The organism is Lysinibacillus sp. NPDC098008, from assembly GCF_044760715.1.
GTDB lineage: Bacteria > Bacillota > Bacilli > Bacillales_A > Planococcaceae > Lysinibacillus.
The window spans coordinates 1-16,739 of record NZ_JBIWBA010000022.1 but is presented as its reverse complement, the minus strand read 5'-3'; the positions used below and the strand labels follow the sequence as shown (position 1 = coordinate 16,739).

At 39.3% G+C, this 16,739-nt stretch carries 11 protein-coding genes, 17 tRNA genes, 1 rRNA gene and 1 riboswitch; of the genes, 5 read left to right on the top strand and 24 right to left on the bottom strand.

Annotation, left to right across the window (positions count from 1 at the left end; all coding sequences use genetic code 11):
• Positions 1 to 26: 26 nt before the first annotated feature.
• The 3 genes from ACIQVU_RS16265 to ACIQVU_RS16255 are packed head-to-tail and all read right to left on the bottom strand — an operon-like array spanning position 27 to position 5,067.
• Positions 27 to 2,549, bottom strand: coding sequence for a winged helix-turn-helix domain-containing protein (locus ACIQVU_RS16265; RefSeq protein WP_402896334.1), 2,523 nt, complete (start codon positions 2,547 to 2,549; stop codon positions 27 to 29).
• A 27-nt stretch (positions 2,550 to 2,576) separates the two neighbouring features.
• Positions 2,577 to 4,709 carry a winged helix-turn-helix domain-containing protein gene (locus ACIQVU_RS16260; RefSeq protein ID WP_402896332.1) on the bottom strand — a complete coding sequence of 711 codons (2,133 nt, stop codon included), beginning with the start codon at positions 4,707 to 4,709 and terminating at the stop codon, positions 2,577 to 2,579.
• Positions 4,690 to 5,067, bottom strand: a complete 378-nt coding sequence (locus ACIQVU_RS16255; protein ID WP_402896330.1) for a hypothetical protein — start codon at positions 5,065 to 5,067, stop codon at positions 4,690 to 4,692. Before ACIQVU_RS16255 ends, ACIQVU_RS16260 begins: the two co-directional genes overlap by 20 nt.
• 192 nt (positions 5,068 to 5,259) lie before the next feature.
• On the opposite strand from ACIQVU_RS16255, the gene ACIQVU_RS16250 reads away from it, so the two are divergent.
• From ACIQVU_RS16250 to ACIQVU_RS16235, 4 genes are all read left to right on the top strand, one after another.
• Entirely contained in the window at positions 5,260 to 6,525 is a 1,266-nt protein-coding gene (locus ACIQVU_RS16250; protein WP_340804001.1) for an Nramp family divalent metal transporter, read from the top strand.
• 669 nt (positions 6,526 to 7,194) lie between these two features.
• Positions 7,195 to 8,076 carry a carbon-nitrogen hydrolase family protein gene (locus ACIQVU_RS16245; protein ID WP_340803999.1) on the top strand — a complete coding sequence of 294 codons (882 nt, stop codon included), beginning with the start codon at positions 7,195 to 7,197 and terminating at the stop codon, positions 8,074 to 8,076.
• The gene (locus ACIQVU_RS16240) at positions 8,060 to 8,731 is read left to right on the top strand and encodes a GNAT family N-acetyltransferase (protein WP_340803998.1); all 672 of its coding nucleotides are present in this window, start codon (positions 8,060 to 8,062) and stop codon (positions 8,729 to 8,731) included. Before ACIQVU_RS16245 ends, ACIQVU_RS16240 begins: the two co-directional genes overlap by 17 nt.
• A 115-nt stretch (positions 8,732 to 8,846) precedes the next feature.
• A complete protein-coding gene (locus ACIQVU_RS16235; protein ID WP_340803997.1) occupies positions 8,847 to 9,518 on the top strand; it encodes a GNAT family N-acetyltransferase in 672 nt (223 codons plus the stop codon).
• A gap of 61 nt (positions 9,519 to 9,579) precedes the next feature.
• Here the strand turns inward: ACIQVU_RS16235 and ACIQVU_RS16230 are convergent, their stop codons facing one another.
• Positions 9,580 to 11,034, bottom strand: a complete 1,455-nt coding sequence (locus tag ACIQVU_RS16230) for an amino acid permease (protein ID WP_340803996.1) — start codon at positions 11,032 to 11,034, stop codon at positions 9,580 to 9,582.
• An 81-nt stretch (positions 11,035 to 11,115) separates the two neighbouring features.
• Positions 11,116 to 11,292: riboswitch (Lysine riboswitch) on the bottom strand.
• A gap of 177 nt (positions 11,293 to 11,469) precedes the next feature.
• Between ACIQVU_RS16230 and ACIQVU_RS16225 the strand changes: the two genes are divergently transcribed.
• Positions 11,470 to 12,681 carry a CynX/NimT family MFS transporter gene (locus tag ACIQVU_RS16225; RefSeq protein WP_340803995.1) on the top strand — a complete coding sequence of 404 codons (1,212 nt, stop codon included), beginning with the start codon at positions 11,470 to 11,472 and terminating at the stop codon, positions 12,679 to 12,681.
• Between the two features lie 23 nt (positions 12,682 to 12,704).
• Here the strand turns inward: ACIQVU_RS16225 and ACIQVU_RS16220 are convergent, their stop codons facing one another.
• The 20 genes from ACIQVU_RS16220 to rrf all read right to left on the bottom strand — a co-directional run bounded on the left by ACIQVU_RS16220 (position 12,705) and on the right by rrf (position 16,623).
• Positions 12,705 to 13,241 (bottom strand): hypothetical protein, encoded by a 537-nt coding sequence (locus ACIQVU_RS16220; protein WP_340803993.1) that lies wholly within the window; start codon positions 13,239 to 13,241, stop codon positions 12,705 to 12,707.
• Positions 13,242 to 13,347: 106 nt separating this feature from the next.
• Positions 13,348 to 14,394, bottom strand: a complete 1,047-nt coding sequence (locus tag ACIQVU_RS16215) for a nitric oxide synthase oxygenase (protein WP_340803991.1) — start codon at positions 14,392 to 14,394, stop codon at positions 13,348 to 13,350.
• 613 nt (positions 14,395 to 15,007) lie between these two features.
• A tRNA-Glu gene (locus ACIQVU_RS16210) sits at positions 15,008 to 15,079 on the bottom strand.
• Position 15,080: 1 nt separating this feature from the next.
• A tRNA-Asn gene (locus ACIQVU_RS16205) sits at positions 15,081 to 15,157 on the bottom strand.
• 14 nt (positions 15,158 to 15,171) lie between these two features.
• Positions 15,172 to 15,245: transfer RNA gene (locus ACIQVU_RS16200), tRNA-Ile, on the bottom strand.
• Position 15,246: 1 nt separating this feature from the next.
• Positions 15,247 to 15,320, bottom strand: a tRNA-Gly gene (locus tag ACIQVU_RS16195).
• A gap of 6 nt (positions 15,321 to 15,326) precedes the next feature.
• Positions 15,327 to 15,402, bottom strand: a tRNA-Phe gene (locus tag ACIQVU_RS16190).
• A gap of 6 nt (positions 15,403 to 15,408) precedes the next feature.
• Positions 15,409 to 15,501: transfer RNA gene (locus ACIQVU_RS16185), tRNA-Ser, on the bottom strand.
• Between the two features lie 17 nt (positions 15,502 to 15,518).
• Positions 15,519 to 15,594: transfer RNA gene (locus tag ACIQVU_RS16180), tRNA-Ala, on the bottom strand.
• 14 nt (positions 15,595 to 15,608) lie between these two features.
• A tRNA-Pro gene (locus tag ACIQVU_RS16175) sits at positions 15,609 to 15,685 on the bottom strand.
• A gap of 14 nt (positions 15,686 to 15,699) precedes the next feature.
• Positions 15,700 to 15,776, bottom strand: a tRNA-Arg gene (locus tag ACIQVU_RS16170).
• Positions 15,777 to 15,793: 17 nt separating this feature from the next.
• Positions 15,794 to 15,866 (bottom strand) — tRNA-Lys (locus ACIQVU_RS16165).
• A 13-nt stretch (positions 15,867 to 15,879) separates the two neighbouring features.
• Positions 15,880 to 15,954 (bottom strand) — tRNA-Gln (locus ACIQVU_RS16160).
• 9 nt (positions 15,955 to 15,963) lie between these two features.
• Positions 15,964 to 16,039, bottom strand: a tRNA-His gene (locus ACIQVU_RS16155).
• 45 nt (positions 16,040 to 16,084) lie between these two features.
• Positions 16,085 to 16,158, bottom strand: a tRNA-Trp gene (locus ACIQVU_RS16150).
• 5 nt (positions 16,159 to 16,163) lie between these two features.
• Positions 16,164 to 16,247, bottom strand: a tRNA-Tyr gene (locus ACIQVU_RS16145).
• Positions 16,248 to 16,257: 10 nt separating this feature from the next.
• Positions 16,258 to 16,330: transfer RNA gene (locus ACIQVU_RS16140), tRNA-Thr, on the bottom strand.
• An 8-nt stretch (positions 16,331 to 16,338) separates the two neighbouring features.
• Positions 16,339 to 16,414, bottom strand: a tRNA-Asp gene (locus ACIQVU_RS16135).
• A 4-nt stretch (positions 16,415 to 16,418) separates the two neighbouring features.
• A tRNA-Val gene (locus tag ACIQVU_RS16130) sits at positions 16,419 to 16,494 on the bottom strand.
• 13 nt (positions 16,495 to 16,507) lie between these two features.
• Positions 16,508 to 16,623: ribosomal RNA gene (rrf, locus tag ACIQVU_RS16125) — 5S ribosomal RNA — on the bottom strand.
• Positions 16,624 to 16,739: the final 116 nt, after the last annotated feature.

Here is a 16,739-nt window from a genome sequence, read left to right as displayed (position 1 = left end):
CTACCTAGAAACGATAGCGGATGATTTTATGACATTGGTTTTAATAATATTGCCTGTGCGCGGTTTTTAACACCTAACTTACTATAAATCCCTGAAAGATAGACACGTATTGTACCTTCTGATAAAAATAGCTGCTCGGCTATTTCCTTATTAGAAGCACCTTCCGATAATAATAAAAATATTTCCTGTTCACGAGTGGAAAGGGTTGCGAATGCTGGGATTTGCTTATGCTGTTGAGCGCACTCTAGCAAATGCTTAGCATAGCTTATGGAAACCTCCCCCCATGCCTTATAAGAGGGCTGCTGTCGAATAGCGGCATAGTTTTTTAATAAAGCATATGTTTGAGGCTCATCTATAAATGTTCTAATATATTGATACGGCTCAGCTAATTTTAAGGCTTGATGTAATGTCCATAAGGCTTCCTCTATTTTTCCTTGCTTTGCTAGACAAATCGCCAATAAAACCATAGCTTCAATACAAGTAGATAGCTGTCCTTGCTGCTCTGCCTGCAATTTCACTTGTATCATAAGCTGCTGTGCCTCTAAAGGCTGATCCTTCATCAGTAAAATTCGTGCTTTGACAAGTGCATAGAATGGCGAATCCATCACCTCATTTTCATTAACCTTGGCTAGCTCCTGCTCTGCTTGAACAATATGGTTTTCGCGTAAAAATACAAGTGCCTTCATCACTCTTATCACATCTATCCAATAACGCTCTCTGACAATTTCCATTGCATGGTCTAACACAGCTTGCGCTACGAGATATTGACCATCGAAAACAGCAATTTTACTTTTTAACATGTACATCGGCACTAATAATCCTGCATCTTGGAATTGATGGCCAGCACGTAAAGCCCCCTCTAGCTCTATTGATAGCTCTTCAAAGCGATGCCACTCATATAATTTTTCCGCACGCATGCCATAGCTATAGCCTGTCATACTTAAATCCTTAAACTCACCAGTTCGAAACTTCGCAAAAAAGGACATTGCTTGCTCATCTGAAAGCAGTTTCCCTTTAGAGCCTATATTTGTTCGAAACAGCATATGCTCCTTTTGATTATATTGTATAAAAATAGCGTCCCATTTTGAACCAACAGGCTTTCTCTCTAGCCTTTGCCGAATGTATTCTGCCCCTTGTGCAAGGTTTCCATTTTTCATAACAACAATATAGGCTTTCACCCCTAAAAAATCATCTACAGCAGAGGTATATTCAGCTTTTTCCATCCATTGATTTGATTTATTCTTTTGTTCCAGCTCCATTATTATTTGATAGGCCTCATCTAAATTGTGCAATACAGCAAGTGTATAGGCATACATCACCAGTAGCTCTGGATGGATTTCGCAGCCATTGGTCAATAAAGTATCTATCCAATTTATATAGGTTGTGGCATGACCACAGGAAAGAAATGTAACAATATGCTCATAAATCCATTGTTCTCCATAAGTGAAAATCTCACCGCTTAATGCAAGCTCTATAGCAGATAAAAAATGACCGTTATTATATAAGGAAACAGCAGCTTTTTCATATAGTGCGGAAATATCTTGATGAGAAAATTGTTTATGCAGCTCTTGTCGCAATGTTTGCCTAAATAAATTATGGTATTTATAAACCTGCTGCTGTGCTTCAATTCTACTAATAAATAATCCCTGTTTTTCAAGTTCTACTAAAACCTGTTGAGCATCACGACGATTCGTTAGAAGGTTACAAGTATCAGGAGTTAGTTGCTCCAGCAATGAGGTATAAAGAAGGAACATTCGGAGAGATGGATCAAGCTTGGCAAGAATCTCTTTTACTATATATTGTGCCATATATGAATTGCTTTCTTTTAATGGTTCATCACCATCATCGCTAAATTCGGCTAAATTTTCTAATTGTAAACCGATAGCCCAGCCCTCTGTTCTGTCAAAAACCCGTTGTAGCTCCTTCGTATCTATTTTTCTATTAAGCCTATTATAAAAATCCTTTATCTCCTCATACGTAAAAAGAAGTTGATCTACACCGATTTCTACTAAACAATGGTTTAATCGCCACCTTATAATAGGAAGTGAAACCGTTGATCTGCTTGCTAGGTAAATACAGCAATGCTCTGGTAAGAAATCAATAAGCCTAGTCATCATTTGATGAATTGCTACATTGTGAATATGATGATAATCATCAATCATTATATGAACCTTTTTGGTAACTCGTGATAATTCATGCAATAAAGCATCTACTAAATGTGCTAATGGTAGCTGTGGTTGAGCATGGAGTATGGCAGTAATACGAGCTGTTGATTCTATAGGTAAGGCATGACTAATCGCATGCATAAAAAATTTCCAATAGCGCATCGGGTCATTATCCGTTCGATCCACCGTATACCAAGCAACGGCTGTATTAAGCTGATGAAACCAGCTACTTATTAAGGTCGTTTTACCATACCCTGCTGGCGCCTGCACTACTATAAGCTTTACCTGTGCTTGTTGAAAAATAGCCATTAAACGTTCTCTCTGAATAACTTGCTTACTTATTTTAGGTATAGTCGTTTTTGAGGCTAATAAAATAGTAGGCATCTTTTCACCCCCTTCTGCTTTATAAGTTTAATAGCCCAGCCATTCTTTCGCCCACACAATTGCCTTCATACGAGATTTCACGCCTATTTTAGCGTATATCTCTGTTAAATAAACACGAATGGTTCCCTCTGTAAGCTGTAAGCGCTGAGCAATCTCATTATTAGAAGCACCCTCAGCAAGCAATTGTAAAACATCTCGTTCCCTCGGTGTAAAGCTATCGTACCATTCATCTGTGTAATTATTTTGCTGCAATAGTTTGTAAACATATGCTAAAGGTACTGATTGAAAGGCATCCTGTTTATTATGCTGACGTATACGCCAATATTTATGAAGCAACGAAAGTATGGCTTCCTCATCTAAAAAGGTTCGACAATAGCCATATAAAGCTCCTTGTTCAAGGGCATCATGTAAGATTGCTAAAGCAGCTTCCTCTTTTCCTAGTTCAAAGTGGCATGCAGCCTCTACTAAACTCGCTTCAATCAATGTACCCACTTGCTTTTCCTGAATCGCCCCCTCTTTCATACGAATAGCGATTTGCAGCGCTTCCTCTATTTGATTTTTAGCATAATATATTTTGCTTTGAACAAATAAATAAAATGGATTTCTTCGTGCTATTTTATAATTAATAAAATCAGTCACTCTAAAAAACTCTTGCTGCGCATATGAAATATTCCCTTCCTGTAAATAAGCCTGCGCCTTCATTATATATAACACACCAATCCAGTATGGCTTATCTGTTTTCTTCATAGCCTCATGCAATAATATATATGCCTCTTCAAATTGTTTGTTCGTCATATAAATACGAGCCTTCAATAAATACATTGGTATAAACAATCCTGGGTCCTGAAAATGTAAACCGTATTGTAAGGCGGTTTCTAGCTCTTTACTTGCCCTCTCTCTATCATTTATTTCATACAATATTTCTGCCAACAGCCCATAGGTCACGCCTGTTATATTTCGTTCCTTTATTTCACTGTCACATAATACTTGAATAAGAGCATCTATTTTTTCTACTGGTAAAAATCTTCCTTTCATGCCTGCCATTGTACGTAAAATTTTAGGCTCAAATTGATTATATTTTAAGGAAATACGATATAAAGATGATTTTTCCTTTCTTACATTGACACGTGTTTGTAAGCCTACTTTGGCTTTTTCGAGATTCCCATCCTTCATATAAGCAACATATGCATTAATAATTTCAAAGATTTTTGATACAGCGATAAATTTAAAGCTATCCATCCATTGCAAGGCATCTTGCTTAAAAAGTAGCTCCTTAATAATTTCATTCGCCCTGTCTATTTCATGCATCGAAAACAATGTAGTAATATATAAAACAAGTAAATTAATATCTACAGAAAACTGTGCATGTCTTAATACTTGCACCCATTGCCTAAATAATAATGTATGCCCCTCAGCAAATATTTCCACCAAATAGCACTGAATCCACTCGTGCGCTAGCTCATATAGCTCCCCATTTAAGGCAAGCTCAATTGCAGCTACATAATCTCCCCTTTGACATAGATTTGTAGCCGCTTCCCAATAAATAGCAGTAACGGTTTCAAATGAATAACGTTTTCTAAGCTCATTCTGCAGGGCCTTTCTAAATAATGTATGGTAATGATAAACAGATGGATGGCCTGCAATTTGTTCAATAAATACACCATTTTTCTCTAATTCTATAAGTTTTGCTAAGCTGTTTGCTTCGTTTGTTATCACAGTGCAAACACATGGCTCTAAATCATTTAATATTGAGGTACGAATTAAAAAATCCTGTAGTGCTACTGGTAACTCTGTCACAATTTCCTGCATAAAAAATTCATCAATATACGTCCCATCATCGTTTGACAATCTAATAAGCTGGATACCTGCTATCCACCCCTCCGTTTGCTTTAACAAGGGCTTCAATGCATTAACCTGCTGCTCATCATTAGAAGAAGAATAGTAGAAGGCTTGTAACTCCTCTAAGTCAAAGCGTAATTGACGGATCCCCACCTCTAACACCCATCCCTTTACACGCCAATTTGCTAGCGGTAGCTCTAGGTGACTTCGAGTTGTTAGGTAGATATGTATATTAGCTGGTAAATACTCAATGAAGCGAATAAGAAGTTGATAAATTTGGGGATGCTGAATTGCTTGGAAATTATCTAAAACAATATGCAAATTTTCTATATAGCTCTAACGTATTTAATAATTTATCTATAACTGTTTCTAGCGTAATTCTTTCATCTAAATAATTTAGCTCTTGTTTTAGGCTTAATGATAAAGTATGTATTAAATATTTGACAAAACGAATGGGCTCATCATCATTTCGATCAATTGTAAACCATGCCACAGGTTCCTTTCTATATCCAAACCACTGACTAAGAAGCGTTGTCTTACCATAGCCTGCTGGTGCTTGTATAATAATTAACTTCTTCAGCCGGTTGTTAGTAAGAATGGCTAATAATTTCTTTCTCCTGATAGCATTTGGGACGGTGCGAGGCATTGTTATTTTTGATTTTACCCAGACCATATCCATTCTTTTCACCCCTTCTTCTTAATTCATTAGTTCGATATACTTTTGAATTTTCCTGCCATGTTATTTAAAGGGTATCATGCTGACAAGCAAATTACTTCACAATTTTAACTGCTAGCGTTAGAATACTACTATATTATTTTCCTGTAGGAAACTTTATTTCCTTTGGGATATTTTTTGAAACGAGGGAACATTATGGTATACAAACAAGCAACAAAATCGTCTGCTGAGGCGGTTTTAGATGGAGATATACAAGGCTGGCGACGCTTTTTACCGTTTCTTGGCCCAGCTTTTATAGCAGCCGTTGCTTATATTGACCCTGGCAATTTTGCTACAAACATTACAGCAGGCTCTCAATATGGCTATTTATTGCTTTGGGTCATTGTCTTTTCAAATTTAATGGCTGTGCTCATTCAATCCTTATCAGCAAAGCTTGGTATAGCGACAGGTAAAAATCTACCTGAAGTAGCGCGTGAACATTTTTCTAAAAAAACATCTATTTTCTTATGGATACAGGCTGAATTAGTCATTATCGCTACTGACCTTGCTGAGTTTATTGGGGCAGCATTAGGGCTTTATTTATTATTCAATATTCCTATGCTACCTGCAGCCATTATTACAGCCGTGGGATCATTTGCGATATTAGAATTACAACGAAGAGGCTTTCGAGCATTTGAGGCGGGCATTTCCGGTATGGTGTTAATTGTCGTGCTAGCATTTGCCTTCCAAACTTTTTTAGCACAGCCAAATTGGAGCGATGTAAGCATTAGTATGTTGACACCACGATTTGAGGGAGTAGATTCTTTATTACTAGCAACAGGTATTTTAGGTGCAACAGTAATGCCACATGCGATTTACTTACATTCTTCATTAACTCAAAATCGTATTGTAGGTCGTAATGAAGTTGAAAAAAGACGTATTTTCCGTTTCGAGTTTATCGATATTCTTATCGCTATGCTGATTGCTGGCGCTATTAATATGAGTATGCTTATTATCGCGGCAGCAGTATTCCATACACAAGGCGTTGTAGTGGAGGATTTAGATATTGCTTATAATGGCTTAAAGGATGCGCTTGGTCCAATGGCAGCCATTTCCTTTGGTCTTGGTTTACTGATTGCAGGGCTGGCTAGCTCCTCTGTCGGCACATTAGCAGGTGATGTCGTCATGCAGGGCTTTATTCAAAAAAGAATCCCACTTTATTTACGTCGAGCTATTACCATGCTACCTCCACTAGCCATTATTGCTTCTGGGGTTAATGCAACCTATGCCTTAGTTCTAAGTCAGGTCATATTATCCTTTGGGATTGCCTTCGCCCTTGTCCCACTTGTTATGTTTACAAGTAAACGAAGCATTATGGGCAGCCTTGTTAACCATCGTCTAATAACGGTTTTAGGGTGGCTTGTAGCTGCTATTGTTGTAGTATTAAATGTTTATTTATTATGGGAAACAATCTTTGGTTAAAAAACCGGACACAACAATCTTTGTGTCTGGTTTTGACATTTGTGTTTCAATGCCTTAAACATCCATCTTGTCAATTTTTCGAAATGATATATATGCCACACCTGCTAAAATAATGGGGATAAAAAGTAGCAGTCAAGGAAAGGTTCTCTCTATTAGATGATACAATGGATACCGTACAAATAGATGACAACGGAACATCTTCTCTTATTAGTAAAATACGCTTTTCCAGCTTCATATACCCTCTTCTAACATCTCTAGTATGTTTTATTTATTTTGTACGCTAAGTAGCATCACATTAAATTAATTCAATACTACACATAAAGCTGAATTTTTCGTTATATATTTTATGCATAAAACAAGAATTGAAATATGGGACAGATTTCAAGGGAGTCATGGACTCAACAGAGGAAATTACTCTATTTTAGAAACCTATTTTCCTTATTATAGGAATGATACTACATCTTTTCTAAAGTCATTAATGTAATAAAATAAAGGGCTGGGTTCCATGCTGATTCCTCGGCATGCTCTTGAAAAACAGTTGACATTGCTCATAACGCAAAGCAACAATGCCATTATCCTTTCTCTATAAAGACGTAAGGAATTGATGACAAATAAAGAAACACAAGCTATGATTATTGTAAATCTTATATCATTAAGGGGGGACTGGCATTGAAACTTCGCGTATCTGCTATTCAGTATCATCTACATGATATTCGTTCCTTTGACGAATTCGCACAGCAATGTGAGCATTATGTAAAAACAGCTCAAGAATATGAGGCGGATTTTGTGTTGTTTCCAGAGCTTTTCACAACACAACTACTGTCCATCGGTAATGACAAGAGAGAGCCTCTTGAAATCACAGCTTTACCTGCTTTTACAGCTCAATACAAGACCTTATTTACTACGCTTGCAAAGACAACCAATACACATATTGTAGGGGGCACACATATTATTGAGCGTGAGGGCCGTTTGTACAATGTTGCCCATCTGTTTTATCCTGATGGAAAAATTGAAGAACAAGCAAAATTACATATTACCCCCTTTGAAATAGAGGGATGGAATATGGCAGCGGGTGAACAATTGCATGTTTTTGATACAGAAAAGGGAAAGATCGCTATTTTAACTTGCTATGATATTGAATTTCCAGAAATCGTGAGAATGGCAAAAGCAAAAGGCGCAGATGTGATTTTCTGTCCTTCCTGTACAGATGACCGACACGGTTTCCATCGTGTACGTTATACTAGCCATGCACGCGCTATAGAAAATCAAGTATATGTTGTATTAACCGGTACAGTAGGTTCCATTTCTGTTGATTTGATGCGTGCCAATTTTGGCCAAGCAGCAATTATTTCTCCAAACGATATCCCCTTTCCACCAAAAGGGCTTCTCGCAGAAGGTGAACTCAATCATGACATGCTGGTGACAGCTGACCTTGACCTCAATTTATTGTATGAAGTGCGAGAAAAGGGCTCTGTCACAACATGGCGAGATCGACGAACAGATTTGTATATTGATTGGGAAAAGGATGGAAGTCATGACCTATCGAAGTGAGGTATATGTCTTTGATGGTGATAAGCCCATTCCTGCTATTATTCGTAATTACACAAAGTCAGATTTTGCCGCTATGATACGCTTGCAAGCTGCCTGCTTCCCTCCACCTTTCCCTGCTGAATTATGGTGGAACGAACAGCAGCTTGAAAATCATGTCACACTGTTTCCAGAGGGAGCAATTTGCGTGGAAATCGCAGGAGAAATTGTTGGCTCCATGACAACATTATGTGTTCAATTTGACCCTAAACATCCACAGCATAGCTGGGCAGAGATGACAGATAACGGCTATATTCGCAGCCATGATCCAACAGGCAATACATTGTATGTAGTGGATATTTGCATAAGCCCTGAGTATCGAAGGCTTAATTTAGGCAAACAAATGATGCAAGCAATGTATCAAATTGTTGTTGAACAAAAACTTGATCGACTCGTTGGCGGTGGGCGTATGCCTGGATACCATCAATACGCAGAGCATCTGACGGCAGCTCAATATGTTCAGTCAGTCGTCAATGGTGATTTAACGGATCCTGTCTTAACATTTTTATTGCGCTGTGGACGCATGCCGCTCGCACTTGTCGAAAATTACCTAGACGACGAGGCATCCTTAAATTATGCTTTATTAATGGAATGGCAAAATCCTTTTATCTTGACTTAGCAAATTCTTTTTGTATCGAAAGCAAAGCGTCAGCAGCAGATGCTTTATGTACCGAAAGCATTCGCGATAGGTACAATTATGCTCAGGCGTAATTGATAGTAAGGAGGAAGTAGCAATGGAATATAAACGTATTACAACAATTGAGGATCCGCTTTTTGCAAAAATGCATATATTATTAGGAGAAATTTTCCCGCCTGAAGAGGTTCTGGCATTTGATTTATGGAAAGAGCCTTTGGAAGACCCAAGCATTCGCGTTTTTGTCGCAGTCCATGAAGGCGCTGTTGTCGGGGCTACTGAATATCGTTACTATCCTGCATGGAATATAGCGATGACTGATTTCACAATTATCGGTAAGCCTAACCTAGGTATTGGGCGTTACCTGGCAGTAAATCGTAGTGCGGATTTAGAGAGATTGGCAAAAGAGCAAGGCAAAGTACTATATGGTATGTTTGCAGAAATATATAATCCCTATGAGCGTGAAGATTTTGCATTTGGCGGAGTTATGGCGATGAATCCATATGTTCGCCGCGAGGTACTATCGCACCTTGGCTATCAGCGTCTTGATTTCCCTTACGTCCATCCTTCTTGGAAAAATGACGGGGAGGCGGTAGAAGGGCTTGATTTATGTTTCATGCCAACAGACGCTACTATAACAGAAATTGAAGCGAGTTTAGTTGTAGATTTTATCACGGATTATTACACAGTCTTGCCTAATAAACCACAGCGCTGGCTCGACATGGTTGAGGACTTGAAAAAAAGAAAAACAATTCTACTTCAGCCATTATAATTCATTTCAGCCCCTATCCTCTTTCATGGACAGGGGCTGAAATTGTGTGCATACTTGGCACCTAACGTAAATCACATTGTTCAAGTGGAAGTATTTTCGTTTTATACTTAATCTTATAGCCAAACCATAGCAGTAAAAATAGCGGTATCCCAATATAAGAAACTAGAACGCCATACCAATCAATTTTACCACCCATAAAGGCTGTGTAATTTTGACCTACTACAACAATCATACAAACGGTAAAGGCAAAGAGCGGTCCAAACGGGTATAGTTTAGCTTTATATGGTAGAAGCTTTGGGTCTAAGCCTTGTGCCTCGAAAGCACGACGGAAGCGATAATGGCTAAAGGCAATACCAAGCCATGCGATAAAGCCAGACATCCCTGAAGCATTTAACAGCCAAATATAGACAACGCCATCTCCGAAAAATGATGCTAAAAATGCTAAGCAACCTACAGCTAATGTTGCAAGCAATGCATAGATTGGAATTCCTCGACGGCTTAGCTTTGTAAAGAATTTAGGTGCATGTCCCTCCACTGCTAATTGCCATAGCATACGCGAAGCTGCATATAGCCCTGAATTACCTGCCGATAACATAGCCGTTAAAATAATGGCATTCATAAGAGAAGCAGCGAAGGCAATACCTAAACGATCAAACACTAACGTAAACGGTGATACAGCAATATCTTCTGACAATAAACGCTCATCTGTAAATGGGATTAATAGCCCTATTGCAGCAATCGCTAAAATATAAAATAAAATAATTCGCCAAAATACTGATTTCACTGCCTTTGGAATATTTTTGCCGGGATCATCTGTTTCACCAGCCGTTACGCCAAGTAGCTCTGTTCCTTGGAATGAAAATCCAGCGGCAAGAAAAATTCCAAATGTCGCAAGGAAGCCACCATGAAACGGCCCATCACTAATAAAGAAATTCGTAAATCCTACAGGTGCTTGTCCACCCAAAATTCCAAAAATCATTAAGATGCTAATAATAATAAATACAATAACAGTTGCTACTTTAATCATCGCAAACCAATATTCACTCTCACCATAGCTCTTAACGGATAATAAATTAAACGTTAGCACAACTGCAATAAATAATACTGTCCATAATGCTGATGAACTCTCTGGGAACCAATATTTCATAATTAAGGATACAGCTGCAATTTCTGCTGCAATAGTAATTGCCCAGTTATACCAATAATTCCATCCTAATGCAAAGCCAAGAGCAGGGTCTACAAATTTTGTAGCATACGTACTAAAGGAACCTGATGACGGCATATAAGCAGCCATTTCTCCTAAGCTTGTCATTAAAAAGTACACCATCACACCAATTAAAGCATAGGCAAGCAATGCTCCCCCAGGACCTGCTTGTGCAATGGCTCCTCCGCTAGCTAAAAATAACCCTGTGCCAATTGTTCCACCTAAAGAAATCATTGTAATATGGCGACTTTTTAATTCCTTTTTCAGCTTCGGCGTTTTATGACCAAGCTGATTTACTTTTATTTCACTCACGATATAGCTTCCTTCCTATTAATGAGGCAAAAAAATGCCATCACATAAACACTGTGATGGCTAAGTTAATCCTCAGTTTCTTTAAATGATAGCTCAACACGTTGTGTCAACGTGACAGTTCTGTTCCTTTCGGAAACAGCCCCAGCATAAGGTTTTCAAGTCCCCTTACACTTCGGCAGTATTTCCTTTCAACTAATCTCTTCAATGCTTGTCATCTCCATTAGTTTACTAATAAATACCGCGACCTCTACCTCAATACAAACATGAGGCATATAATTATTAAATTTATGATGTTTATTATATTAACATAAGACCTTTGCCGTTTCAATACAATGTTAAATGTTCAATTTTTTATGAATTTTCTACTATTTTTAATCCTGTGATAAAGTGTTATAGTAGTCCAATTAGAATGGTTATGAATAGGAGGAGCTTATTTTGACAGAAAATAATCATTCCACTAATTATCCAAGTAAAAAAATTAGCTGGAAAGGAAGAACATTACTATTAGTTTTAGGAGTCATCTTTATAGCGTCTACATTGCGAATGCCATTAACGGTTGTTGGCCCAATTGTATCCTTTATACGTGATGACCTTGGTATTTCTAATGTATTAGCAGGCTTTCTAACAACGATTCCATTACTTGCTTTCGCTGTTGTATCGCCATTTGCGCCAGTTGTAGCACGCAAATTAGGACTTGAGCTCACACTATTATTATCTACTATTTTATTAGCACTAGGAATTGTTCTACGCTCACTTGGCACAACAGGGTTGCTTGTCTTTGGTACTGTACTTATTGGTGTAGCAATAGCCTTTGGTAACGTACTAATTCCAGGGTTATTAAAATTGAAATTTCCCTATCATGTAGGCTTACTCATGGCATTTTTCACAATGTCCATGAATTTAACCGCAGGCGTTGGGGCAGGCATTAGCTATCCTATTGCTAACTCCTCATTGGGCTGGCAAGGAGCATTAGCCATTGCACTGGTGCTTGTTATAATCACTATTGTCATATGGTTACCTCAATTAAAAGCAAATAAGCCTGAATCCGTTACTGCCTCTAAAAAGTCAGATACACCACCATTATGGAAATCACCTGTTACATGGGCAGTAACGGGCGCAATGGGCTTGCAGTCTTTACTATTTTACACAACAGCAGCTTGGATTCCTGAAATCTATATTGCACAAGGGTTATCTCCTGATAAAGCTGGCTGGATGTTTTCGATTATGCAATTTTCACAAGTTCCGATGGCATTAGCTGTACCCATTTTTGCCAGTAAAATGGCTTCACAGCGACCTCTTGTCTTAATGTTTACAAGCTTTTATTTAGTGGGCTTTGTAGGTGTTGTGATGGCATGGACAAGTCTAGGGGTATTATGGATGATTTTGCTAGGTTTAGCAGGTGGTGCTTCATTTGCATTAGCAATGATGTTCTTTACGCTTCGTACTCGCACTGCGTTTGAGGCGGCAGATTTATCAGGCTTTGCACAATCACTCGGTTATTTATTTGCTGCTATTGGCCCTATTCTTTTTGGGTACTTACATGATTTATTCGGTGGCTGGAATATTGCAGGCTGGCTCTTTGTCGTTGTCACAATGGTACTTTTCCTATGTTCAATGAGAGCCTCTAGAGATGAATATGTTCATTAAAGAAAAGCAGCTGGGAAAATACATTACGCTCCCCAGCTGCTTTGCTGTTTAAGTAAGGCTAATAATTCAGCAAGACTGTCTGCTACTTCTCTATTATCGGTAGTAGCAATAGCTGTAAAAATCGGAGTAGCCTCTTGTAAAAGTAAATAACTAAAATAATAATAGCCTAAAAATGCCTGCTGTTCATAACCTTTAGGCAAATCTTTATCCCACTCTAGTTCATCATCTTCCTCTGACCATAAATACTGGGTATTTAGCAGCTCCTGCATGGTGGAAACAGTATTTGCTGGGTTGAGGGAATCTTTTGTAATAACGGATGCTACACTTAAATAAAGTTCTATTTCTTGTAAAGTCACATCCTCTTTATTTTTGCCAGTAAGTCGTTTTAAAGGAATTAACAAAGTCCATGGCGTTGCCTGCCAAAGTGTACCTTGATGCTCAATTAATGTGGCTAGCTGTTGATATTGCTCTTGCTCAATTAGTTGAGGAATAGTCGTTCCTCTGCCATAAGCCGTTGTCAATTGCTGCCACGGGATATTTGGAATATGCTCGTTTAGCATACTGACTCACCCTCTCTTAGAACATAAAGTATATTTAGTGTAACAGCATCTTTATTAATTTAATAGAAAATTAGGCTATCAGGATAGTCCGATAGCCCTTCGGCGATTAATAGCATGGCTTTTGATAAAAATAATTTGGCGTATGATAAACATTCACATATGGCTTATGAAAAATATGAGTAGTTGCAGGCGATAACGGTGGAATTAACCATGTCCAATTACCTGTAACCTCTCTCCCTACTGATGCCTCTGCCTCTTCAAATAATTTAAACTGTTGCGCTGCTGTATGATGATCCACAATGCTCACTCCATCTTCTTTAAAGGAATGAAGCACTGCAATATTAAGCTCAACTAGTGCACGGTCACGCCAAAGAGAAGCTTGCTTTGTTGTATCAAGGTTAAATATCTCCGCAATTGCTGGAAGCATATTATAGCGCTCATAATCTGCTAAATTACGCGCTCCGATTTCCGTACCCATATACCAGCCATTAAATGGAGCTGCCTGAAAATCAATACCTGCCATTTGAAAACGCATGCTTGAAATAATAGGTACAGCATACCATTTCATTCCTAATTTTTCCATCTCTACTGACTCTGGGTGACGAATTGGCACTTCTAAAATATAGTCTTTAGGGATTGGAAATAATTGTGGTGCACGTTCATCCACCTGTATCACAAGCGGAAGCACATCAAAGGCAGTTCTGTCGCCTTTCCAGCCTAACGATTCACATATTTTAGTAAACGGAATAGAATGTGCATCACCAATAACACCTGAATCCGTTTCATAACCTGCATAGCGTATTAGCTGATGATTCCAAATTCGCACCCTTCCTGATGCAAATACTGTAATAGTCGGACGGATTTTCCCATTATTTGTAGCGTACTGGATATGTTCTAGTAATTTTTGAAAAACTTCCTGCTCGTCTAGAACATTGCGTGCATCTACTACATGTAGCGACTGCCAAAATAGACGTCCAATACATTTATTACTGTTACGCCATGCCACTCGTGCACCAAAAACTATTTCCTCTGTTGTAGGATTATATTCACCTGCTGCTGCAATTTGCTGCAATCTATTTTCTAACCAAGTATTTGAGTGATTTTGCTCTGCTTGATAAAGCTTTAAAAATTGCTGTATCTCCTGTCTATTCATAGTCCAATTCCTCCATCTACCCTCATATTAGAGGAAGGAAAGTGCTAGCACCATGAAAATATCTTTTAAAAAAACATACATATTTTATATATGAAATAGTTTGTTCAAAATTAAAGCTAGTTGTTATGTTATTTTATATAAAATTAAACAATGGAAAAGCCTAGGCACAAATTGAATGCCTAGGCTTTGAATTACGATGACATGTATAGATTAGCATATTGTACTAAACAATTTCTGAACAAAATAGTTACTACCTGCCCAACGAATATCATAAATATCCATATAGAAATGTACCTCGGCTATTTGGCATTTGCCGAAGTCATTGTAATTTGACTATTGTCGATGATGGGACTCATTTATGACAGTTAAATTTTTTAAATACAGACATATTTTATCCAGCATCATCTTTTTCTATAGCCGACCTGTAATTATTAACATATTTATCGTAGAATCAATTTTTCTAAGAGAGGGCAGTCAATATATTATTAAGTAAATATATATGAACAGCTCTTTCCATTAGTTATCCTAATACTTATTAAATTTCCTCATTACTATTCACAAGTATAAAGACAAATAAAAAAGCATGTAACATATACTTATGCTACATGCTTGATGACCCGTACGGGATTCGAACCCGTGTTACCGCCGTGAAAGGGCGGTGTCTTAACCACTTGACCAACGGGCCGTGGCTCCGAAGGCAGGACTCGAACCTGCGACAACCTGATTAACAGTCAGGTGCTACTACCAACTGAGCTACTTCGGAATAATGATGATTGATGGGCCTAAATGGACTCGAACCATCGACCTCACGCTTATCAGGCGTGCGCTCTAACCAGCTGAGCTATAGGCCCTTGGAGCGGGTGATGAGAATCGAACTCACGACATCAGCTTGGAAGGCTGAGGTTTTACCATTAAACTACACCCGCAAATAATGGTGGGTCAGGACGGAATCGAACCGCCGACACTTAGAGCTTCAATCTAATGCTCTACCAACTGAGCTACTGACCCGAGAAATGGAGGAGGTAGAGGGATTCGAACCCCCGCGCGGTGTTACCCGCCTGTCGGTTTTCAAGACCGATCCCTTCAGCCAGACTTGGGTATACCTCCAAAAATATTAAAATATATGGTGGAGCCTAGCGGGATCGAACCGCTGACCTCCTGCGTGCAAGGCAGGCGCTCTCCCAGCTGAGCTAAGGCCCCATCATTTTAGAAAATGGTCGGAATGACAGGATTCGAACCTACGACCCCTTGGTCCCAAACCAAGTGCTCTACCAAGCTGAGCTACATTCCGAAAACACATTTTATTGGCGCGCCCGACAGGAGTCGAACCCATAACCTTCTGATCCGTAGTCAGACGCTCTATCCAATTGAGCTACGGGCGCTTATTATGTAATAACAATGAGCCATGAAGGACTCGAACCTTCGACCCTCTGATTAAAAGTCAGATGCTCTACCAACTGAGCTAATGGCTCATAAAAGAAAAAATGGCTGGGGTACTAGGATTCGAACCTAGGCATGACGGAATCAAAATCCGTTGCCTTACCGCTTGGCTATACCCCAACATTAAAATGGGGCGACTGATGGGAATCGAACCCACGAATGTCGGAACCACAATCCGATGCGTTAACCACTTCGCCACAATCGCCACTATATATGATAACAGCTACATATGAACGAGTACCTCAAGACCTGGCAGGGGCAGTAGGAATCGAACCCACACCAAAGGTTTTGGAGACCTCTATTCTACCGTTGAACTATGCCCCTAAAAATGGTGGAGGGGGACGGATTCGAACCGCCGAACCCTAAGGAGCGGATTTACAGTCCGCCGCGTTTAGCCACTTCGCTACCCCTCCAAGGGAATGATGCCGGCGATAGGAGTCGAACCCACGACCTACTGATTACAAGTCAGTTGCTCTACCAACTGAGCTACACCGGCATATAATATGGCGGTCCCGACCGGGATCGAACCGGCGATCTCCTGCGTGACAGGCAGGCATGTTAACCGCTACACCACGGGACCATAATGGTGGAGGATGACGGGCTCGAACCGCCGACCCCCTGCTTGTAAGGCAGGTGCTCTCCCAGCTGAGCTAATCCTCCACATAAAAAATAAGCGAAGCGACGTCCTACTCTCACAGGGGGAAGCCCCCAACTACCATCGGCGCGAAAGAGCTTAACTTCCGTGTTCGGTATGGAAACGGGTGTGACCTCTTTGCCATTATCACTTCACTTATTCAATTGAAAGAATTATTCTTTCAAAACTGGATAAACGGTGCATTGAATTGCGTCAAACTGGTTTTGGTTAAGTCCTCGATCGATTAGTATTCGTCAGCTCCATGTGTCAC

What these genes read in the sequence shown, in the direction of transcription:
- ACIQVU_RS16265 (WP_402896334.1), bottom strand. Translation starts at nt 2,549, where the DNA reads ATGCCTACTATTTTATTAGCCTCAAAAACGACTATACCTAAAATAAGT.
- ACIQVU_RS16255 (WP_402896330.1), bottom strand. Translation starts at nt 5,067, where the DNA reads ATGGATATGGTCTGGGTAAAATCAAAAATAACAATGCCTCGCACCGTC.
- ACIQVU_RS16250 (WP_340804001.1), top strand. Translation starts at nt 5,260, where the DNA reads ATGGTATACAAACAAGCAACAAAATCGTCTGCTGAGGCGGTTTTAGAT.
- ACIQVU_RS16240 (WP_340803998.1), top strand. Translation starts at nt 8,060, where the DNA reads ATGACCTATCGAAGTGAGGTATATGTCTTTGATGGTGATAAGCCCATT.
- ACIQVU_RS16235 (WP_340803997.1), top strand. Translation starts at nt 8,847, where the DNA reads ATGGAATATAAACGTATTACAACAATTGAGGATCCGCTTTTTGCAAAA.
- ACIQVU_RS16220 (WP_340803993.1), bottom strand. Translation starts at nt 13,241, where the DNA reads ATGCTAAACGAGCATATTCCAAATATCCCGTGGCAGCAATTGACAACG.
- ACIQVU_RS16215 (WP_340803991.1), bottom strand. Translation starts at nt 14,394, where the DNA reads ATGAATAGACAGGAGATACAGCAATTTTTAAAGCTTTATCAAGCAGAG.